This window comes from Arthrobacter sp. ZGTC212, from assembly GCF_002929255.1.
GTDB classification, from domain to species: Bacteria; Actinomycetota; Actinomycetes; order Actinomycetales; family Micrococcaceae; genus Arthrobacter_B; species Arthrobacter_B sunyaminii.
Map to the genome: position 1 here is coordinate 166,065 of NZ_PJIJ01000004.1, position 19,612 is coordinate 185,676.

Annotated in this window: 19 protein-coding genes; 10 read left to right on the forward strand and 9 right to left on the reverse strand. The window is 65.3% G+C overall.

What is annotated here, in order from left to right; genetic code table 11:
• Nucleotides 1-45 precede the first annotated feature (45 nt).
• A complete protein-coding gene (locus tag CXQ89_RS18985) occupies nt 46-168 on the reverse strand; it encodes a hypothetical protein (protein WP_258060167.1) in 123 nt (40 codons plus the stop codon).
• Between the two features lie 216 nt (nt 169-384).
• Between CXQ89_RS18985 and CXQ89_RS16310 the strand changes: the two genes are divergently transcribed.
• Nucleotides 385-1,968, forward strand: a complete 1,584-nt coding sequence (locus CXQ89_RS16310) for a triacylglycerol lipase (RefSeq protein WP_104055697.1) — start codon at nt 385-387, stop codon at nt 1,966-1,968.
• 189 nt (nt 1,969-2,157) lie between these two features.
• Nucleotides 2,158-3,792, forward strand: coding sequence for an alpha-amylase family glycosyl hydrolase (locus tag CXQ89_RS16315; RefSeq protein WP_104162076.1), 1,635 nt, complete (start codon nt 2,158-2,160; stop codon nt 3,790-3,792).
• Between the two features lie 38 nt (nt 3,793-3,830).
• Here the strand turns inward: CXQ89_RS16315 and CXQ89_RS16320 are convergent, their stop codons facing one another.
• On the reverse strand, nt 3,831-4,628 hold the full coding sequence (locus tag CXQ89_RS16320) for an SDR family NAD(P)-dependent oxidoreductase (RefSeq protein ID WP_104162025.1): 798 nt from the start codon (nt 4,626-4,628) through the stop codon (nt 3,831-3,833).
• 86 nt (nt 4,629-4,714) lie between these two features.
• On the reverse strand, nt 4,715-5,320 hold the full coding sequence (locus tag CXQ89_RS16325; RefSeq protein ID WP_104162026.1) for a bifunctional 2-polyprenyl-6-hydroxyphenol methylase/3-demethylubiquinol 3-O-methyltransferase UbiG: 606 nt from the start codon (nt 5,318-5,320) through the stop codon (nt 4,715-4,717).
• Between the two features lie 106 nt (nt 5,321-5,426).
• On the opposite strand from CXQ89_RS16325, the gene CXQ89_RS16330 reads away from it, so the two are divergent.
• The 3 genes from CXQ89_RS16330 (at nt 5,427) to CXQ89_RS16340 (ending at nt 8,607) form a co-directional block, all read left to right on the forward strand.
• Nucleotides 5,427-6,620, forward strand: a complete 1,194-nt coding sequence (locus tag CXQ89_RS16330; protein ID WP_104162027.1) for a hypothetical protein — start codon at nt 5,427-5,429, stop codon at nt 6,618-6,620.
• Between the two features lie 60 nt (nt 6,621-6,680).
• On the forward strand, nt 6,681-7,505 hold the full coding sequence (locus CXQ89_RS16335; RefSeq protein ID WP_104162028.1) for a histidine phosphatase family protein: 825 nt from the start codon (nt 6,681-6,683) through the stop codon (nt 7,503-7,505).
• A 79-nt stretch (nt 7,506-7,584) separates the two neighbouring features.
• Nucleotides 7,585-8,607 carry an NADPH:quinone reductase gene (locus CXQ89_RS16340; protein ID WP_104162029.1) on the forward strand — a complete coding sequence of 341 codons (1,023 nt, stop codon included), beginning with the start codon at nt 7,585-7,587 and terminating at the stop codon, nt 8,605-8,607.
• A 10-nt stretch (nt 8,608-8,617) separates the two neighbouring features.
• Here CXQ89_RS16340 and galK read toward each other — a convergent pair whose 3' ends face one another.
• The 3 genes from galK to CXQ89_RS16355 are packed head-to-tail and all read right to left on the reverse strand — an operon-like array spanning nt 8,618 to nt 11,741.
• Nucleotides 8,618-9,775 (reverse strand): galactokinase, encoded by a 1,158-nt coding sequence (galK, locus tag CXQ89_RS16345; protein ID WP_104162030.1) that lies wholly within the window; start codon nt 9,773-9,775, stop codon nt 8,618-8,620.
• Entirely contained in the window at nt 9,772-10,944 is a 1,173-nt protein-coding gene (galT, locus tag CXQ89_RS16350; protein ID WP_104162031.1) for a galactose-1-phosphate uridylyltransferase, read from the reverse strand. Before galT ends, galK begins: the two co-directional genes overlap by 4 nt.
• Nucleotides 10,941-11,741: a DeoR/GlpR family DNA-binding transcription regulator gene (locus tag CXQ89_RS16355; RefSeq protein WP_104162032.1), complete on the reverse strand. Its 801-nt coding sequence runs from the start codon at nt 11,739-11,741 to the stop codon at nt 10,941-10,943. The genes galT and CXQ89_RS16355 overlap by 4 nt, the downstream gene beginning before the upstream one ends.
• Nucleotides 11,742-11,918: 177 nt before the next feature.
• Here CXQ89_RS16355 and CXQ89_RS16360 point away from each other — a divergent pair, with 177 nt between their 5' ends.
• The 4 genes from CXQ89_RS16360 (at nt 11,919) to CXQ89_RS16370 (ending at nt 16,892) form a co-directional block, all read left to right on the forward strand.
• The gene (locus CXQ89_RS16360; protein ID WP_104055679.1) at nt 11,919-12,992 is read left to right on the forward strand and encodes a DNA polymerase IV; all 1,074 of its coding nucleotides are present in this window, start codon (nt 11,919-11,921) and stop codon (nt 12,990-12,992) included.
• A 208-nt stretch (nt 12,993-13,200) separates the two neighbouring features.
• A complete protein-coding gene (locus CXQ89_RS16365; protein WP_258060168.1) occupies nt 13,201-14,736 on the forward strand; it encodes an LTA synthase family protein in 1,536 nt (511 codons plus the stop codon).
• A 202-nt stretch (nt 14,737-14,938) separates the two neighbouring features.
• Nucleotides 14,939-15,067: a hypothetical protein gene (locus CXQ89_RS18990; protein ID WP_258060171.1), complete on the forward strand. Its 129-nt coding sequence runs from the start codon at nt 14,939-14,941 to the stop codon at nt 15,065-15,067.
• Nucleotides 15,068-15,512: 445 nt separating this feature from the next.
• A complete protein-coding gene (locus CXQ89_RS16370) occupies nt 15,513-16,892 on the forward strand; it encodes an acetamidase/formamidase family protein (RefSeq protein ID WP_104162034.1) in 1,380 nt (459 codons plus the stop codon).
• A 42-nt stretch (nt 16,893-16,934) separates the two neighbouring features.
• Here CXQ89_RS16370 and CXQ89_RS16375 read toward each other — a convergent pair whose 3' ends face one another.
• Together CXQ89_RS16375 and CXQ89_RS16380 are read right to left on the reverse strand one after the other, a co-directional pair.
• Nucleotides 16,935-17,750 (reverse strand): hypothetical protein, encoded by an 816-nt coding sequence (locus tag CXQ89_RS16375; protein WP_104162035.1) that lies wholly within the window; start codon nt 17,748-17,750, stop codon nt 16,935-16,937.
• Between the two features lie 2 nt (nt 17,751-17,752).
• A complete protein-coding gene (locus CXQ89_RS16380) occupies nt 17,753-18,976 on the reverse strand; it encodes a toxic anion resistance protein (RefSeq protein ID WP_104162036.1) in 1,224 nt (407 codons plus the stop codon).
• 220 nt (nt 18,977-19,196) lie between these two features.
• Here CXQ89_RS16380 and CXQ89_RS18995 point away from each other — a divergent pair, with 220 nt between their 5' ends.
• Nucleotides 19,197-19,322: a hypothetical protein gene (locus tag CXQ89_RS18995; protein ID WP_258060172.1), complete on the forward strand. Its 126-nt coding sequence runs from the start codon at nt 19,197-19,199 to the stop codon at nt 19,320-19,322.
• A gap of 25 nt (nt 19,323-19,347) precedes the next feature.
• On the opposite strand, the gene CXQ89_RS18465 is transcribed toward CXQ89_RS18995, so the two are convergent.
• A complete protein-coding gene (locus CXQ89_RS18465; protein WP_181032410.1) occupies nt 19,348-19,500 on the reverse strand; it encodes a hypothetical protein in 153 nt (50 codons plus the stop codon).
• Nucleotides 19,501-19,612: the final 112 nt, after the last annotated feature.

The following is a 19,612-nucleotide window of genomic DNA, read 5'->3' on the forward strand; positions in this document are numbered from 1 at the left end:
CCTCAAGGGCTGGCTGCGCGCCCATCCGCAGGTTGCCCAGCTGCATCACCCGGAGCTGGTTTCCGCCAAGTAACGCGCAGGCACGACGGCGCCGCCCGGCTGGTTGCCGGCGGCGCCGTTTTGCATCTGCCCGCTGGCTGCTGAGGCAATGAGGAGGCCCTGGGTCAACCACCGGAATCTCCATTGACACAACGCAGCGCGTTGAGGATCCTACTGCTAGGCCCTGCAGTCGCCGCGACGGAGCGGTCACTCACGTCACCACTCGGCAGCACCGTCTGCCCGCCGCACTCGCCGTGCGACGCCCCTCTCTGCGCAGCCACCTGATGGGACTTCTTTGGCCCGGGCGCGCCGAGCCGAAGGCGCTGGAGCATGAGGAGGAAAACGATGCATTCTTCCGGTGATGACGGCAAACTCCCGGTGATCTATGTCCGCGGGTTTGCCGGTGCAGGTTCGGCCATCAACGATGCCGTGGATGACCCGTTCTACGGCTTCAGCCAGGGATCGGTCCACGTCCGCGCTGACAGCAGCGGCCGGGCCAAGTTTCATCAGTTCGAATCCCCGATGCTGCGCCTCATCAGCGACCACACCTACGAAGTGCCGGTCCACGGGGACCAATGGACGTTCCTAAACAGCGTTGACGCGGGGAGCCTGAACCCTGCTTCCGTCTGGATCCACCGGTTTTACGACGACGCCGCCACCACCTTTGCCGAGGACCCGGAGAAGTTTTCCCTCGAGGAAGCCGCCGCCAGCCTCTTTGCACTCGTCCGGCTGGTACTGGAAAAGACGGGAGCACCGAAGGTGTTTCTGGTTGCCCACTCCATGGGAGGACTGATCTGCCGCTGCATGCTGCAGCGGGTCATCCCGGAAAGCGCGGCCGCAGAGACCGGCGTGTTTGATCCCGCCGCCGGCACCAAATATGTGGCCCGGGTCTTTACCTACGCAACTCCCCACGGCGGAATCAACTTCGCCCTGGGCATGGGGCTGCTGGAACGCCTCCGTGATGCCACGGGCGTCCACGGCGCGGACATCTTCGGGCCGGACCGGATGTACGACTATCTGACCCCGCAGGCACAGAGGCAGGAGCTGACCCGGGAAGACTTCCAGGGAACCGTCATGCCGGCGGACGGGTTCCCCGTGGAAAACCTCTTCTGCCTGGTGGGGTCCAACCCGGAGGACTATGACGTCGCCATGGGCATGTCCTCAAAAGCGGTGGGCGCCCGCAGCGACGGCCTGGTGCAAATCGACAATGCCGCGGTCAGGGGCGCACAGCTGGCAGTGGTGCACCGGAGCCACAGCGGACGGTACGGCATCGTCAACTCAGAAGAGGGATACCAGAACCTGCAGCGATTCCTTTTCGGCGATCTCAAGGTTGAAGTGGAACTGGTCGGACTTACCGTCGGAAGGGCCGCCCCGCCGGGAGTCGAGTTCCAGCTGGATGTTGGTTTGGCTATTCGCGGCCTTCCGGTCCTGGTCCACGAACAGAGCGCGGCTCATTTCTGCCCTATTCAGGTGGAGCACTGGAAGGAAGGCGACCCGATTGACTCCCCGGTTCCCCTGCTCACCACTTTCCTGTCCTCCGCTGCGCCGCGCCCCCAGATCAACGGCAGGGAGGTCTCCACGCTCCGCCAGGCACTGAGATTGAGGCTGATGTCCATCCGGGAGAGCGAAGGTCACTTCTTTTTCGCCGACCACCTCGAGCAAACCGAAGACTGGCAGGACACTCTGCTCGTCGACATCGAGCCTCCTTCATCTGACCGGGCCCTGCCCCGTGCCTGGGCGGCGTGGAACAGTTCCATCCCCTCTGCACTCAGGGACTGGGTTCCCGCGGAGGAGAACCTCCTGGCGGACATCGACCCCACCGCAGCCCGGTGGAAAGGCCATGTGGATGTCCCGGAATTCTCAAAGGAGCTGCTGGGCGGCACCGCCGGGATAAACCTCACCGTAACGCCCCGGAACTGGAACGACTGACCCGGCCTGCAGTCCGCCCCGGAGGTGCTGTATGGCCGGCGGAGCCGGCGGCCCGGTCCGGGGAATCACGTAGACTCGCGGAAAGCCGGTCCCAATCCGAAAGATGACTCTGTGACGTTTCCTGCCAATCCGCAGCTCCAGCCCGCCGACCCCGCAGTGCAGCTTTTCCCTGAGGAGTTCGCCGCACGCATGCAGGATCCGCACTGGTGGCGGCAGGCCGCCGTCTACCAGATCTATCCGCGCAGTTTCGCGGATTCCAACGGCGACGGGATCGGCGACCTGCCGGGCATCACGTCTCGAATCCCCTACCTGCAGTCCCTGGGGGTCGACGCCGTCTGGCTCAGCCCGTTCTATCCCTCAGCGCTGGCCGACGGCGGCTATGACGTGGATGATTACCGCAACGTTGATCCCAAGCTCGGCACGCTCGAGGACTTCGACGAAATGATTGCAGCCCTCCACGCGGCCGGCATCAAGCTGATCGCGGACATCGTGCCGAACCATACGTCCAACCGCCACGCCTGGTTCCAGGAGGCGCTGGCTTCCCCGAAGGGATCGGCCGCCCGCAACCGGTACATCTTCCGCGACGGCTTGGGCCCCAACGGTGACGAACCGCCGTCGGACTGGGAATCCGTCTTCGGCGGCCCGGCCTGGGAACGGACCGACGACGGCCAGTGGTACATGCACATCTTCGCGAAGGAACAGCCGGACCTGAACTGGGATAACCGCGAGGTCCGGGACGATTTCCTCACCACTTTGCGATTCTGGTCCGACCGGGGCGTGGACGGCTTCCGGGTGGACGTGGCGCATGCCCTGACCAAGGACATGACCGAGCCGCTCGCGTCCAAGGCTGATCTGGGCGCGGAGAATGACAACAACAACGGCAAGCACCCGTTCTGGGACCGGGACGAAGTCCACGAAGTGTTCGCCGAGTGGCGGCAGGTGTTCAACGAATACACCCCGCCGCGCACCGCCGTGGCCGAGGCCTGGGTGCACGCCGACCGCCGCTCCCGCTACGCCAGCCCCGAAGGACTGGGCCAGGCCTTCAACTTCGACCTCCTGAAGGCCGGCTGGAACCACGCCCAGTTCCGCGACATCATCACCAAGAACCTCGCCGAAGCGAAGTCCTCCGGCGCATCCTCCACTTGGGTCTTTTCCAACCACGACGTCGTCCGCCACGCCACCCGCTATGGCCTGCCCGTCAGCGGTCCGGCCGACCCGGAGAGCCAGGACGGCTCCGCCTGGCTGATGAGCGGCGGCACGGAACCGGCGCTGGACCCCGTCCTCGGCGAGCGCCGCGCCCGCGCCGTCTCCTTGCTGATGCTGGCGCTGCCCGGTTCCGCCTACCTGTACCAGGGCGAGGAACTAGGGCTGCACGAGGTGGCCGACATTGCCGACGAGCACCGCCAGGATCCCACGTTCTTCCGCAACAAGGGCGTGGACATCGGCCGCGACGGGTGCCGCGTGCCGCTGCCCTGGACCATGGAGGGCAGTTCCTTCGGCTTCGGCTCCGGCGGAGCGCACCTGCCCCAGCCCGACTGGTTCAGCGTGTACGCCGTCGAAAGCCAGGAAGATGACCCCGCCTCGGCGCTCAACTTCTACCGCCGAGCCCTTGAGCTTCGCCGCGAACTGCAGACCGGGGAGGACTTCGAGTGGATCGACGCCGCTTCCCCCGAGGTGCTGCACTTCGCCCGGCCCAACGGCTGGCAGTGCATCACCAACTTCGGATCCACTCCTGCACCGCTGCCCGCGGGAACGGTGCTGTTGAGCAGCTCTGCCCTGGCAGACGGCATGCTTCCGGGCGACACCACCGCCTGGCTCATGTAAGGCGCTGCGGGTTATGACCCTGCGCCCTCGGATACCCCTCACTCGTTGCCTCCGAGCAAGTAATCCGCATAGTCGGGCAGCCCGCGCAGGTGGGTGCCGCCGTCGACCAGCAGGTTGATTCCCGTGATCCAGCCGGCATAGTCAGAGGCCAAAAAGACCACGGCCTTGGCCACGTCTGCCGGCTTGCCCATCCGGTCGATGGCGAAGCTGCGGTGCCAGGCGGCCTCGAAGTCGGGGCTGAAGGTCCCGGCGTTCTCCGGGGTCACGATCACCCCCGGCGACACCGTGTTGACCCGGATGCCGTGGCGGCCGGCCTCCAGCGCGGCCACTTCCGTGAACTTCGCGATGCCGGCCTTCGCTGCCGCGTAGTGGGCTGTGCCGCGTGTCGTTGCGACGGCGTCCACCGCGCCGAGATTGATGATCGCTCCGGCCGTGCCGCTGGCCCGCATGTGCGCCAGAGCCGCTTTGGTCCCGAGGAAGGTGCCTTTGAGGTGGGAGTCCACCACACCGTTCCAGTCGTCTTCGGACAGATGGGCGATGGTTTCATAGGAGTGGATGCCGGCGTTGTTCACCACGATTGCCACTGGGGCAAGTTCGGCTTCCGCGCGCGCGTAGAGGCGTTCGACGTCGGCGGCGCTGGTCACGTCCGCGGCCACCGGAAGGACACGCCGGCCCTGATGGGCGGCCTCCAGGGTTGCCGCAGCCTCGGCCACCTCTTTATCGTGCCGCGAGGTGATCACGACGTCGGCCCCGTGCGCCATGAGGGCACCGGCCACCGCGTAGCCGATGCCCTTTGACCCGCCGGTGACGATTGCTGTGCTGCCAACGAGTTCCATGGCCTGCCCTTACGAGAGAACTAATACGGTCTCTCCGAAGGCTAGCGGCGGATCCGAACCCGCCGCCACAGTGAAAGTGGAACGCGTCAGGCCCGCCCGAAGACGGCCACCAGGAAATCGGAATCCGGTTCAAACGGACGCAGATCCCAAGTGGAGAATTTCTGCTGGCACTTCAGCCCCGCCGCGGCGGCGTCCTCGAGGAAGGTCCCGAAGTCGTACCCGCGGCCGGCGCCGAAACCGGTGACCAGCCGGCCGCCGTCGGCAAGGTGGTTCCGCAGGCGGGTCAGGACTTCCTGCTGGGTGCCGGGCGCCACGAAGGTGAGAACGTTGCCGGCACAGACAATCACGTCAAACGGCTCCGCGATGCCGGCGGCGGGAAGGTCCAGTTCCGCCAGATCCTCCACCAGCCAGGGAAGATCCGGGAAATCCTGCTGCGCGGCCTCGATGAGCTCCGGATCAACGTCCACGCCGACGACGTCGTGCCCGCGGGCCGCCAGCTCGCCGCCCACCCGGCCCGGGCCGCAGCCGGCGTCCAGGATCCGTGCTCCGCGCGGCACCATGGCGTCGATCAGCCGCGCTTCGCCGTGCAGATCCGCGCCCTGCTCGCGCATTTGGGCGAACCGCGAGATGTACCAGGCGGAGTGGCCGGGCGATGAACGTTTTTGAGCTTCCCAGAGGGTTTCTTTTCGCACGCTTCCAGCCTACGCGGCGATCAGAGTGCGAACGCTGGATCCTCTGCCCGGTTTTGCTCCGCCCGGATCGTATGCGGAGGCCTTCCCGGCAGGTAGGTTGTTCGACATGAACCCGGACCGCCTCTCACCTGCGAAAACGCGGGCCGCGCGGGCCGATGCCCTGGCCGGACGCGCAACGTACAAGTGGGCCGCCGGCTGTGCAGCGGTTTCTTTGGCTGCCTTCCTCCTGGCAGCGGGCATCCTGCTGACCGGAGCCCTTTACTGGCCGGGGGCTGACCTTGTCCGAATCCTGGCCTCGATGTTTCTCGGACCCTTGAGCCTGACACTCTCGGCAGCGGTGCTGTCCTATCAGTCCGGCCGGCTGTCGGCACCGGAAGCCCTGCTTACCGCCGCGGCAGCAGTGCCGGGCTGGGGCTTGGCAGCAGCGGCGGTTATCAGCTGGTCCGCCGGGTTCACCGCCGCTGCTGCAGGCGTCCCCCTGAATTGGTTCGAAGCGGCCACTTTGCCCATCCTGGCCCTTGCCTTGATCGCAGGGACGGCCGCTCTCCTCCCAGCCGTCAACTCTCTCTGGAATCCGAGCCGTCCCCTGGCATCCCGCACTGCACAGAGCCTCCTGCTTGCAGCGCCGGCGGCGCTGGCCCTTGTCATCGCGTTCATGGTTGGTTTCCTGTTTGCTCCGTTTGCCGCGGCCGGGCTGCTGTTTGTGGCGTTGAGAGCGGAAAGCGCGGACCCTCGACCGATGGAACCGACCACGCGCTTCCCGGACTCCCGAAGCGTGCGGACCTCCGTCGTCGTCATTGCGGGCGGAACCCTCCTTGCTGGTTTGCTCTGCATTGGATTCGCACTGTCCGGCAGCACCTGGTCCAATCTTGCGGAGGATTCCACCGCGGCAATGAACCTCGGTCTCGCGGCGGGTGCGCTCAACGCCGTCCCGCTGACGGTGGCAGTGGGCCTGATGCTTCTGCCGCGGTTTGGCAGCGTCATCCACTGGACCGTGCTGCTCGTCTCCGGAGCCTTCCTGTGCGAAGCAGCATCCCAGTTTGCCGGCGCAGGCCACCCCTGGCAGTGGCCGCTGACACTGTCCGGGGCAGTTTTACTGGGCTTCGGGATTGCCCTGCCCGCCGGGAAGCTTGTCCCCGGATCTTCGCTGCTGCGCCTTGGCGTGACCGTTGGTGTTGGGTTTGCCGGAACAGTCGTCGGTGTGTTCATTGTGGCTGGTGCCGGGTTTATTGCGCCGCTGATGTCGGCAGGGCTGTTGGTGTGGTGCTTCCTTCCGCAGGTGCGGCAGCGTCCGTTCTGAGCAGACCTTCTAAGATGTAACCGGCTGGTTCTGTTCGTTATAAGAAGGAGTACCCGATCGATGGTCATGCCCCGGAACCTGTTCCTTGTCCGCCACGGACAGAGCGAAGCGAACATCATGCAGAAGGCTTCCAAAGCAGGTGATCCGAGCCTCTACACCGAGGAAACCATGACGGTTCCCGACCGGTCCTGGCGTCTCACCGAACTCGGTGTGCAGCAGGCGAAGGTGGCCGGGGCGTGGATTGCCGAACAGAACATCAAGTTCGACCGCGCCGTTGTCTCCACCTACACCCGGGCCCGTGAGACAGCTGCCATGTTGGGACTGGATGTGCGCTGGGAGGAGAGCCGGGTCATCCGCGAGCGGTCCTGGGGCGAGATCGGTTCCATGTCGAAGCAGGATTTCGCCCGGAAGTACTCGCAGAACGCCCAGTACCGCGACAATGATCCGCTGTACTGGTCGCCTCCGGCCGGCGAATCCATTGCGAACGTCGCTGAGAACCGGGTGCGCAACATCCTCAGCACCCTGCACCGCGAGAACCCCAGGGAGAACGTCCTGATGGTGACCCACGGGGAGTTCATGTGGGCGACGCGCCTGGTGCTGGAGCGCTGGAGTGATGAAGAATTCCTGGACCGTGATGCCGACAAGACGGAAATAATCCACAACTGCACCGTCCTGCAGTACAGCTCCGCCGATCCGGTGAACCCGGACCAGGTGCACGAAAAGCTCCACCGGGTCCGCCGCAGCTGGCCGGTGCAGGTGGACGGTGAATGGACCATGTTCGTTGGCGACTGGGAAGAGTTTGACCGCAAATACTTCACCGGCGACGAGCTCCTGCAGAAGGCGGACACAAACCGGCATTTCTTCCAGGACACGTTCGGAAACTGAGCACCCGTCCGGCGGGTTCAGGGTCACGGGCAGGGTGAGGTTGGGGAATAGAACGCTGACCGGAGCACTTGTACCGCCCATGAAAGCAATTGTGTACTCCGCCACAGGTCCCTCGTCCGTCCTCACGCCCGTAGACCGGGACGTCGCCGCCCCGGGTCCGGGTGAAGTGCGGGTCCGCGTCGCCGTGTCCGGCGTGAATCCCACCGACTGGAAAGCGCGCGCCGCCGGCGATCTTGCGTTCCCCGAAGTGGTTCCGAACCAGGACGGCGCCGGAACCGTCGACGCCGTCGGCGAGGGCGTCTCCGACCTGAAGCCGGGCGACCGGGTGTGGATCTACCTGGCGGCCTACGGCCGGCCGACCGGCACCGCCCAGGAATTCACCATCCTTCCCGCCGACCGCGCCGTGAAACTTCCCGATGGCATTGGCTTCGACGTCGCCGCCAGCCTGGGCGTTCCGGCCATGACCGCCCACCGGGCCCTGACCGTCCATGAGTTCGGTCCGGACCGCCTGGCTCCGGGTGCGCTGGCCGGACGCATGGTCCTGGTCCAGGGCGGCGCCGGTGCAGTGGGCCATGCCGCGATCCAGTTCGCTGTCTGGGCCGGCGCCACGGTGATCGCCACAGTCAGCAGCGACGCTAAGGCCGAACTCGCCCGCGCCGCCGGAGCGCACCACATTGTCCGCTATCCTGACGACGCCCAGGCTGACCGGATCCGCGAGATCGCCCCCGACGGCGTGGATCAGATTGTGGAGGTCTCCCCCGCCCAGAACGCGGCACTCGACGTTAGCGTCATCGCCAACCACGGCAGCATTGCCTACTACGCGAACAACAACGGCGACGAGTTCACGGCCCCCATCGTGGCCAGCTTCGCGAAGAACGTCCGCTGGCAGGGCGTACTCATCTACACCGTGGGAACCGATGCCCAGCAGGCCGCGGCGGAGGACATCACCGCCGCACTTCGGGACGGAGTGTTCCCCGTGGGCGAGTCAGCCGGCCTGCCGCTCACCTGGTTCCCGCTGGAAGAGACCGCAGCCGCGCATGACGCCGTCGAAAACGGCACTACCGGCAAGATCCTGATCCGCGTCGGCGACGAGCTCGCCTAACCAACGGCCGTTACGCTGCCCGTCCTGCGCCGTCGCCGGGGAGGACGCTGAAGATGGCCGGCGACCGGAAGCCGGCGGCGGAGAATGCCTGCTCCACCGCCGCCCGGATAGCAGGAACGTCCTCCGCGCGGGCCAGCGCAATGGCTGAACCGCCGAAACCGCCGCCGGTCATGCGGGCGCCCAGCGCCCCGGCGGAGAGCGACGCCTCCACGGCGGCGTCCAGCTCGGCGCAGGAGATTTCAAAGTCGTCGCGCATGGAAGCATGGCTGGCCGTGAGCAGGGGCCCGAGTTCGGCGGGGCCCCTGCCGGTCAGCACCGCCACGGCCTCCTCCACGCGCACGTTCTCGGTGACTACGTGGCGGATCCGCCGGAACGTCTCGTCATCGAGCAGGCGCTCAGCCTGGGCCAGATCCTCAACGGAAAGGTCCCGGAGCGCAGGAACGCCCATCGCTTCCGCACCCTGCTCGCAGGAGCGACGGCGGGCTGCGTACCCGCCCGTGGAGTGGGAGTGGCTGACACGAGTGTCGATGACCAGCAACTCCAGCCCGGCACCCTCCAGGTCCAGGGGCACCAGCCGTGATTCACCGGAACGGCAGTCCAGGAAGACGGCATGCCCCTCCTCCCCCAGGAGGGATGCGGACTGGTCCATGATGCCGGTCGGGGCGCCCACCATCCGGTTCTCTGCCATCTGGCCGACGACGGCGAGTTCCCGGCGGGACACGCCCGCCTGCGAGAGGTCGTTGGCGGCGACGGCGACGGCGCACTCAAGTGCGGCGGAGGAGGAAAGTCCGGCGCCCACCGGAACCGAGGAGTCCACCAGCAGGTCCATGCCGGGGCAGCGGTGGCCGGACTGTTCCAGGGCCCACAGGACCCCCAGCGGATAGGCCGCCCAGCCCTGGACGCTGCCTTCCGACAAGTTGTCAAGATCAACAGCAACCGGCTCATCGTCGGGTGCGAAGGTGGACGCGACACGGACCGTCCGGCCGCGGCGGACGGCGGCGGCTACGGTGGTCGAGTGTTTGATGGCGAACGGCAGGACGAAGCCGTCGTTGTAGTCGGTGTGCTCCCCGATGACGTTGACGCGGCCGGGCGCGGACCACAGACCGTCCGGCTCCCCGCCGAAGCGTTCGGTGAAGGCTTCCGCGAGCTTGGCCGGCGTGGAGTTCATGCCTGGTCCTTTCGGTCGGTGGCGGGACGCGCAACGGCGGGTTGGGCGTTGGCACGGGAAGCGGACGGAACCGCGTTGCGCAGTGACCGGGCGACGGCCTCAGGCGTGGTGTCGTTGATGAAGGCGCCCATCGCGGCTTCTGAGCCGGCCAAATACTTCAGCTTGTCGGCAGCGCGGCGGGGAGAGGTCAGCTGCAGGTGCAGATAGCCCGACTGCCGGAGCACAGGATCAACCGGCGCCTGCTGCCAGGCGGCAATATAGGGAGTGGGCGTGGGGTAGAGGGCATCGATCCGGCCCAGGAGATCAAGGTAGACCGCAGTAAGTTCGTCACGCTCCTCACCGGTCAATCCCGCCAGGTCGGCAACCTGGCGGTGCGGAACCAGATGGACTTCCAGCGGCCACCGTGCGGCAAACGGGACAAACGCACTGAAGTGCTTCCCTTCGATGACCATCCGGTCCCCGGCACTGCGCTCGGAGGCAAGAATATGGCCCATCAGCGTCTTCGTGCCGCCGGAGGCAGCGTGGAACCGCGCTGCCCGGTCCGCCAGTGCTGCGGCCCGGGGCGGAATGAACGGATAGGCGTAGATCTGGCCGTGGGGGTGCAGCAGGGTGACCCCGATGTCCGCCCCGCGGTTCTCGAAACAAAAGACCTGCTTAATTCCGGGCATCGCGGAGAGTGCTTCGGTGCGCTGGGCCCAGGCGTCGATGACGGTTCGGGCCCGCTCGGGGCTGAGGGAACCGAAGGAGCCCTGGTGCGCCGAATCGAAGGCGACCACTTCGCAGCGGCCGTACGCCGTCGCCGTCGTGCCCCACTCCGGTGAGTCCGGAAGTTCACCGAGGTCCGGCCCAAAGGAGGGGAACCGGTTCTCGAACACCACAACCTCGTAGTCGGCGGCGGGAATCTCCGAGAGGTTTCCGGGGGTGGCGGGGCACAGCGGGCACTGATCGGCCGGAGGCAGGTGGGTGCGCGACTGGCGGTGCGCCGCCACGGCAATCCATTCACCGGAGAGCGCATCGAAGCGTGCTGTTCCGGCGGCCCCCCGTGCGGGAAGGCCCCGTTGATCCGCGGAGGCTGCTTCATCGCGGTGCCGTGCGGCGCTGTGCTCGGAGGCGTCGAAGTAGATCAGCTCGCGCCCGTCGGACAGGCGGGCAGGGGTCATGAAGGTCATGGGCGCTCTTCCAAATGCGGATCTGAGACGGGTTCGGTGAGGATGCGGGTGAGTGCGGAGTATTCGGCGCCTGGACTGCGGTCCGTGACCAGTGCCGCAGCTGCGTCCAGCGGTGCCACCCGGGCGAGGCTGACGACGCCGATCTTCGTGGCGTCGGCGAGGAGGACCAGCCGGCCGCAGTTTCCGGCGAAGGCGGTGTTGGTTTCCGCCTCCGCGAGGTTGGGCGTGGTGATGCCGGCAGCCGCATCCACTCCGTGAGCACCCATAAAGCAAAGGTCAGCCCGCAGGGAGGAGATGGTCCGGGTGGCGAGCGGCCCCACCAGCGCCTGCGACGGCGTGAGCTGGCCTCCGGCCAGCAGCACCTCCGGTGCGCTGCCGTGCGGGGCGGCGGCCTGCAGCCGGTGGAGCTCGTTTGCCAGCGGCATCGAGTTGGTGATCACGGTCAGCCCGGGAACGGCGGACAGCAGCGGAGCCAAGGCATAGGTGGTGGTTCCGCCGGTGACGGACACGGTCATGCCGGGAGCCAGCAGGGACACCGCCGTCTGAGCGATCCGCTGCTTCGCCTCGCTGCTGCGGGTGCGGTTGGCTTCGAACCCCGGCTCCACCGAGCTGAGGCTTCCGGACCGGACCGCCCCGCCATGGACGCGCACCAGGGCACCGCGCGCTTCGAGGGAATCGATGTCCCGGCGGACAGTCATCTCCGAAACCCTCAGGTTCAGGGCAAGGTCACTGACCCGGACAGCGGATTGGCGGTCCAGGCGGTCCAGGATGGCTGCCTGGCGTTCTGCTGCGAGCATGGTTCTCCTGCCGGTGGACCAAAAAGGACGAGTTCACACTAATTCTCACAAAATCTACCACGCCCGAAGGGGTTGCGGACCGGTGCGCAGGCGCCGGAAGGGCCCGTCTTTCCCGACAGGGAGGCCGGGCCCGATAAAGCTGATGCTGATTCGGAGTGCGTGGGGCAGACTGGTCGCGTGAGCGGAAACCAGTGGGTACTGCACGTCGATCTCGATCAGTTCATTGCCGCGGTTGAGGTGCTCCGGCGGCCGGAGCTTGCCGGGAAACCGGTGATTGTGGGCGGCCGGGGCGATCCCGCGGAACGGGCCGTGGTCTCTACCGCGTCCTACGAGGCGCGGGCCTTCGGTGTGGGGTCCGGCATGCCGCTGCGGATTGCGGCCCGTAAAGTGCCCGACGCCGTGATCCTCCCGGTCGATTCCGAAGCCTACCTGGCGGCGTCCGACGTCGTCATGGCCACCCTGCGCACCCAGCCCGGCGCCGTCGTGCAGGTGCTGGGCTGGGATGAGGCGTTTGTGGGGACGCAGACGGAGGATCCCGAAAGCTACGCCCGGTCCCTTCAAGCCGCCGTCCTTGAGGACACGCAGCTGCACTGCAGCGTAGGCATCGGAGACACCCTGGTCCGGGCCAAGAACGCCACGGATCTCGGCAAACCGGCCGGCGTCTTCCGCCTCACTGCCGACAACTGGCTGGAGGTGATGGGCGACCGGCCCACGAAAGAGCTGTGGGGCGTGGGGTCCAAGATCTCCGGCCGGCTCGCCAAGCTTGGTATTTCCACCGTTGCCGAGCTCGCGGCAGCCGATCCGCAGGCCCTGGTGCCGGAGTTTGGCCCCAAGATGGGCCCCTGGTATGCCGAACTTGGGCGCGGAGACGGGTCCGCCGAGGTGGATGACACCCCGTGGGTTGCCCGCGGACATAGCCGGGAAACCACCTTTCAGCAGGACCTGACCGAGCCGGCCCAGGTGGATGAAGCTATCCGGCAGCTGACCGCGGATGTCCTGAAGGACGTGGCAGCCGAGGGACGGCCCGTGATCGGGCTGACCCTCAAGGTTCGGTATGCGCCGTTCACCACCAAGACCCACGCGCGGAAAATACCCGAGACGTTCGACACGAACGATGTCCTGGCCAGGGCCCTGGATCTCGCCGGCGCCATCGACCCCGGCAGGCCGATACGGCTGTTGGGCCTGCGGGCCGAAATGCCAATGCCCGACAGTGCCCGCAAGGGACACACACCGACGCGCGGCGGCTGGTAAACCAGCCGCAGACGCGCTAACGATCGGATGAATTTCCTTCAGCAAACGGCTTGATGCCCGCGAAACGCCACTGTTGAACAGGTAACGTAACGGTACTAGTCTGTTACGAGCCCGAGAACGGGTTGGTTGTCAAGGAGTTTTGTCAAGGGTGCCCGGTGGGAATGCCGGTATCGGAACGCGGGGTGTCATGTCTGGCCGGATCTTTCACGTGACCCGACGGGTCGGTGCTGTCGTGGGATCGCTGCTGGTCTACGTCCTGATCTGGCTGGGGCTTGCACTCCTCATCGCCGCGGCCGGCATACGTTTCTACTGGGGCGAGATTTCGGTGGGCCAGATGCTCCTGAACCTGGTGTCCGTGGAGACGGACGGCGGAGGCGGAGCAATCGTCTGGGCCGGCATCCTGGGGATCGGCGTCGCGCCCCTGCTCATCACGGTGGCGATCGCCTTCTGGCGGCATACCCGGCGGCGCAAACGCCGCCGCGCCGGTGAGGGCATGCTCCCCCGCCGCAAGCAATGGATCCTGCGCAGCATCTCCACGGTTCTGGTGTCCGCGGTGGTTGTCGGCGGTACCACCGCCTTCAGCACCACGGTGGGCATGGCGGATTACATCAAAGCGAGCCAGTCCCCGTACGACGTCGGTGATTACTATGTGGAGCCCACAGTCACCGACAACACGGACAAGCGCAACCTGGTGCTGATCTACCTGGAGTCCGGCGAGGCGACCCTCGCTGACGACCAGCTGTTCGAAAAGGACGCGTTTGTGCCGCTCAAGGAGGCCACCGCGGCCGAAGAGGGCTGGCAGAGTGTCGACGACCTGCAGCAGTACAAGGGCGGGGGCTGGACCATGGCCGGTCTCGCCTCGACCCAGTGCGGTGTTCCCCTGAAGGGCGCGGGCTTCGGTTCGGACAGCGGATCCTCACCCACCGTCGATGAAGACGCCGACACCTACCTGGGCGGAATCACCTGCCTGGGCGATGTCCTGGACGAGCAGGGCTACACCAGTGTCTTCATGGGCGGTGCCAGCTCCTCCTTCGCCGCAAAGGACACGTTCCTGACCAGCCACGGCTACTCCGAGGTAAAGGGTCTTGCGGACTGGCGCGCTGCCGGCGAACCGGAAAACAGCTTCCGCAGTGACTGGGGCCTGAGCGATGAGCGGCTCATGGCCAACGCCAAGGCCAAAGTTGATGAGCTGCACGCCGAATCCGAAAGGACCGGCCAGCCGTTCAATCTGTCGATGCTGACGCTGGACACCCACGAGCCGGTGCACATTTACGACTACTGCGACGTAGATACCCAGAACGAGGTCACCTCCGCGTTCCACTGCTCCATGACGCAGGTGGCAGGATTCCTGGGCCATATGAAGGAGATGGGTTACCTCGAGGACACCGCCGTCGTCATCATGGGTGACCACCTCAAGCACATGAGTGCCGGTGACGCATTCCACGAACAGCTGGATTTCCACGAGAACCGCACCATCTTCAACCGGATCTGGATTCCGGGGCAGGACAAGACCATCCAGCAGCGTCCCGGCGTGGACCAGCTGAGCATGTACCCCACAGTGCTGGAAGCCGCCGGCTTGACACTGCAGGATCATGAAGCAGGGCTGGGCGTGTCAGCCTTCTCGCCGGGCATCCCGGCCGGGTCAGCGCAGGCCAAGGAAGCTGCCGCCTACGCAGAGCTGCTGGACTCGCATTCCCCGCTGTTCTACGCGCAGGCGTGGGCCGGCAAGGTCGCGTCTCAATAACGCTCTTTCTTCGCAGACCGCAGCCGCCGGTTGCCGGGTTGCTGCACCCGCGGTTGCGCCGGAAATGAGCCGCGCGCCGAAGCCGGCTGAAGGGATAAGCCGACGGGGGTGGTACTCGACGCTCCCCGGGTGGAGGATGGGGCGTGTCAGACCGAGGCCGCTCACTGTGCTGCCTTGGACCTCGAAGGAAAGGCAAAATCCCATGGCTGATTTGGGCGGAATGGCAGACAAGGCGAAGGACGCGGCCAAGGATCACCCGGAGCAGGTTGATCAGGCCAAGGACAAGGTCAAAGACAAAATGGACGGCAACAAAGACGACGACCAGAAGTAGAGAACACGTAAAAGCGGGCCATCCCCATGCGGGATGGCCCGCTTTTTCAATTCAGTGCAGGGGCCGCGCACGGCGTTCAGCCGCGGGCGTCAGGCCCGGCTCAGCACCTTGCCCCGGCCTACTTTGATCCTGTGGAACGCCGGCTGCTGTAACCGCGCACCGGCAGCACCAGCAGACCGGCGGCGCAAACCATCGCAATCCACTCGCCCGTGGCCAGACTTACCCATAATCCGAGACCGATGATGAGCAGGCAGTAAACCGCCGGCACCACCAAGGTGGGCTGCTTTTTGCGTGTCTGATTTGGTTTAGGCCCCATGGACGGAGCTTAACGGGCGAGGTCCGGGGCGTCCAGCAACACGATCACGGCACAGCGCGTTCATCCGCTGGAAACAGCACCGAAACTCCAGCTGTCTACCTTGAAGGGCAACAGCTACAGGAGGACACGATGAACAGAATGCTGATCGGACGCGAGGCCGCCGAGGTACTGACCAAGGGACTGGGCCGCAGGGGATTCCTGGGTGCCGCAGCCGGGCTTGGAGCCCTCGCCGTCACCACCGGCTGCACTGCGCAGGCGGCCCAGAGTCCTTCCGTGTCAGAAGCTCCGGGTACCGGCACACCGGACCCGTCGCAGGCACAGCCAAACGAAATCCTGCAGCCGCACTCGGGGAACATCCCCGGTGACCACTATCTCGCTTCCACCCCCGAGGACGTGCTGTGGGGCTACGTTCCCACCGTGCATGCCACGCCCGTGGCGCGAATGAAATCCGGCCAGACCATCACCATCGATGCCCTCTCGCATGAAGGAATCCTGGAGGACCAGGAACGGGATCCGGTCTCCTTCTTCGGCGGTCACGGCGTCGAGGCGGACGGGGTGCTGCAGGACGCCGTCGACATTGCCTCCGGCTACAACCGCACGCCCCGGAACTTTGACACCGACGGACCGCATGTGGTCACCGGCCCCGTTGCCGTGGAGGGCGCCGAGCCCGGGGACGTGCTCAAAATCGAAACCCTCGCTGCCGTACCCCGGGTGCCGTACGGCGTCGTGTCCAGCCGGCACGGCAAGGGATCGCTGGCACTGCAGAAGGGCCCGGCCGCGCCGGACGGCATCACGCTGGACGAAGTCATGCCTCCGGCCGCCACGGACAACCGGGCCTCAGGGGTGCCCACGGATTACCACAACGTCTCGGTGTTCACTGCGATCGAGGAGGGCAAAGGCGTGATGACCAGCGGCGACATGAAGGTGCGCTTTCCGCTCCGCCCGTTCATGGGCATGATGGGTGTGGCCTTCGCCGAAAGCAGCGGACTGACCGATCCGGAGGCCAACTCGGTGCCGCCCACCCTTGGCGGCGGCAACATCGACATCCGCCACCTCGGTCCCGGGTCCACCTTCTACTTGCCGGTGAAGGCCGACGGCGCACTCTTCTATGTGGGCGATCCGCACATGGGCATGGGCGACGGCGAGGTGGCCCTGACCGCGATGGAAGGGTCCCTGCGCGGCACCTTCCGGCTGACCGTCTGCAAGCCCGGGGCCGGGGATGCTCCGAAGCTTGCGCACCGGTATCCGTTCGGGGAAACACCGGAGGCGTGGATTCCCATCGGTCTGTCCGACCCCGACGGCCTGGGCGGCGGCGGGGTCAGCAGCGACCTGAATGTGGCCATGCGGCGGGCGGTGGTCAACGCCCTGGACTTCCTACAGCAGGAGAAAGGCATGGACCGGGCCGTCGCCTACGCGTACCTCTCAGCTGCGGCGGACTTCGCCGTCTCCCAAGTGGTGGACCGGACCGTGGGCGTGCACGGGCTAATCCGCAAGGCGGACTTCAGCTGACGGCGGCTTCCCTGTACGAGAGTGCAACCAGTGCGTCAGGACTTACTCAACGCCGAAGTCGAAACCGCCGCGCTGATGGTGCCCAAACCGCTCCCTGAGAAAGTTGCCCGTGTTGGTCAGCTCAGCTGACGTGTGGCTGTGACGGTTGGCGTGCAGTGCGTCGGCTTGTCCCGAGAGGAGCTGCAGTTGCTCGACCAGTTCCTGGTTGGGGGTTCTTCCATTGGGCTGCCGGTTGCCCACCATGCTTGGCGGAATGGCGAGGTAGCCGCGGAGAACGGCCGGCAGGTACTCCCGCACCACTGCTGCCAGCTCATATTCAAACCGGGCATCCCCCGAGGGCTGCCGCGTTTCCGCGTCGATAACTGCGTCCAACGTCTGGCAGGTTTCCAGGACGGTCACGTACGCATCGGCAGGAAGCTGGTTCTTGTTTTGCCTGGCAAGCGAGGCTACCCACGCCAAAGCGGATGAGAGCTCGCCTGTCGCCGGAACAATCGGCGCCATCGCCGGGGTGGGCTGGTAAGCCGGCATTGGTGAGTTTGGTGCACCCTGCTGAACCGTGACGTCATGCTGCCGCCGCCCCCGGTCTCGCCGGTGCAGCCACAGGTCGCGAAGCATGTAGGACCGCACGGCTGATACGGCCATGGCCCCGAGACCCATAAAGGCTGCCGCAGTGGAGAGCGCGCTGTCTCCGGGGATGGAGAACGCTGCAATGAATAGTGCAACGTAAGTGGCACCCTCCAGGATTACTTTCGGATTCTTCCTGCGTATTCCGATCATGAGCACGAGGAGAACGATGAAGTAAAAAAACAGGACAACTAGCGTGACCTTGATGACGTTGCCCAGAGTGAGACGTGACATCGCTATCCCTTCAGGGGTTGGGTGGCGGCGTCAGAGGCGTGACTGCGCTCCAGCTGCAGCTGGGCCCGGCTGACCTGTCCCTGAAGAACCTGCACCGTCTGCTTCATGGACTGGGCTGCTTCGGCCTTATACCGGTCGACCTCGTCCATGGCTTGGAACACGTTGTCGAACGCCTGTTGCAGCTTGGCGGGGTCAATGGTGGCCTTGGAGGCATTCTGATGAATGGCGGTGCCCTGGGAGCGGAGGAGCTCTGAAGTAGAGACAATCATGTCGGCGGTGGTCGAGTTGAGGGCATCGATCTGGGCGAGCACAATCTTTTGCTGCGCCAGTGCTTGGGCGACGATCACAGCGACCCGCAAGGCCGCCAGGGTAGTGCCGAGCGCCCGGTCCACACCCTTAATCAGCTCCGAATTGTTCTTCTTGACCACGTCGAGGGCCAGATAGCCCTGGATGGATACTGCCATCTGAGTCAAAAGGTCCTGGTGCCGCTGGCGGACGTAGAAGAGAGCATCCGATTCCAATGTAGCGGCATCATCCGTTTTGCTCTGGTTTCTAAGGTCCGAGATTCGCTGCTCGAGACCGTCTCCTAGGTGGTTCGCAAGCACCGCATAGTTCGCGAGTTGACCCATTGCTTCCCAGAGGACGTCGCGCTCTGTCTGGATGGCCGCGTTGTCCTGCCGCAGGTCATCCTGCCCTCCCTTGAGTGCTTTGGTGATGGCATCGAGCTGCGCCTGTGAGGACTCATACTTGATGAAGTACCGCTGGATGGCGCTGCCTCCGGGAAGGAACCTCAGGATGCGTTTCGTTCCGGTCAAATCATGCCGCTTCGGGTCCAGCTCCGTCACGATCTGCCGCAGTTCCACGAGGCTTTTACCTGTCCGCGATGCGGGGTCATCCCCAGTGGCGGCGAGCGCTGCTGCCGGCCTTTTCAGCATGCGGTTGGACGCAGTGCTGGCCTGCTGCATGGTGCCCTCACCAAGACGAGTCAACTGCGCCAGTTTCATCTGAAATTCAGGGCTTTGCAGCGGGGTAGCCAGCAGGTCATCAAGGAAACTCTTAGCGGTTGCGGCGTGCTTCTCCTGAGCCTCGGCATCGACGAGAATCATGCCGCCCACCTTTTCAGGGCGGTGAACCGTAACCTCAACCGCAGGCTTTGGCGGCTCCAACACCAGCGGGCTTTCCACCTCCGAGTATTGGGCATTGCTGAGGTCGAGCGGGTTAGACATATTCACTCCTTGGGGTTCCGGCAGGATTGCAGTCTAGCTGTGCTGCCGTAGTTTGCGTTGGCAGGGCAATTGTTTATCCCGGTGTCCGGAATGATCCAGCCGTCCGTAATTCCAAACCGTGCGCGCCTTGAGGTGATTCATGCGAATTCTTCCGAAAAACGCAGGAAATTCAAGCGTAAGTGGTGACGGATTCACCGAAACATCCAAGGCAACAAAGTGCATGTTTTCCGGAGCCCCGGCAAAGGACTCCGTGCACGGAGTGTCCACGATGATGTCGCTGACCGTGGATTCGACCCGTTCCTCCCCGGCTGCGTTCCTGACACCCGCCACCCGCCAAACTGTTTGATCAGGTCTCCCGGGCAGAGCTCTCCCTACCGGCGCCGGACCTCAAACCACTTGCCCTTAGTTGCCGGCGGGTATTTTCCGGCATTGGACTTGCTAAACCGGCGCACGAGAACCACGACCACGACCAGGAAGATGACTGTCGCGGCGACTATGACAAGTAGTGCTGTTTCCGGTGCCATAACGTCCTTCCGTCCATTTACAGGTCAGTAGTCGAACAACCTATCAAACCGTTGACCCCGAACCTCCGGGCCGATACCGTCACTGTACTGGCCTGACCAGTTAGCTTGGAAC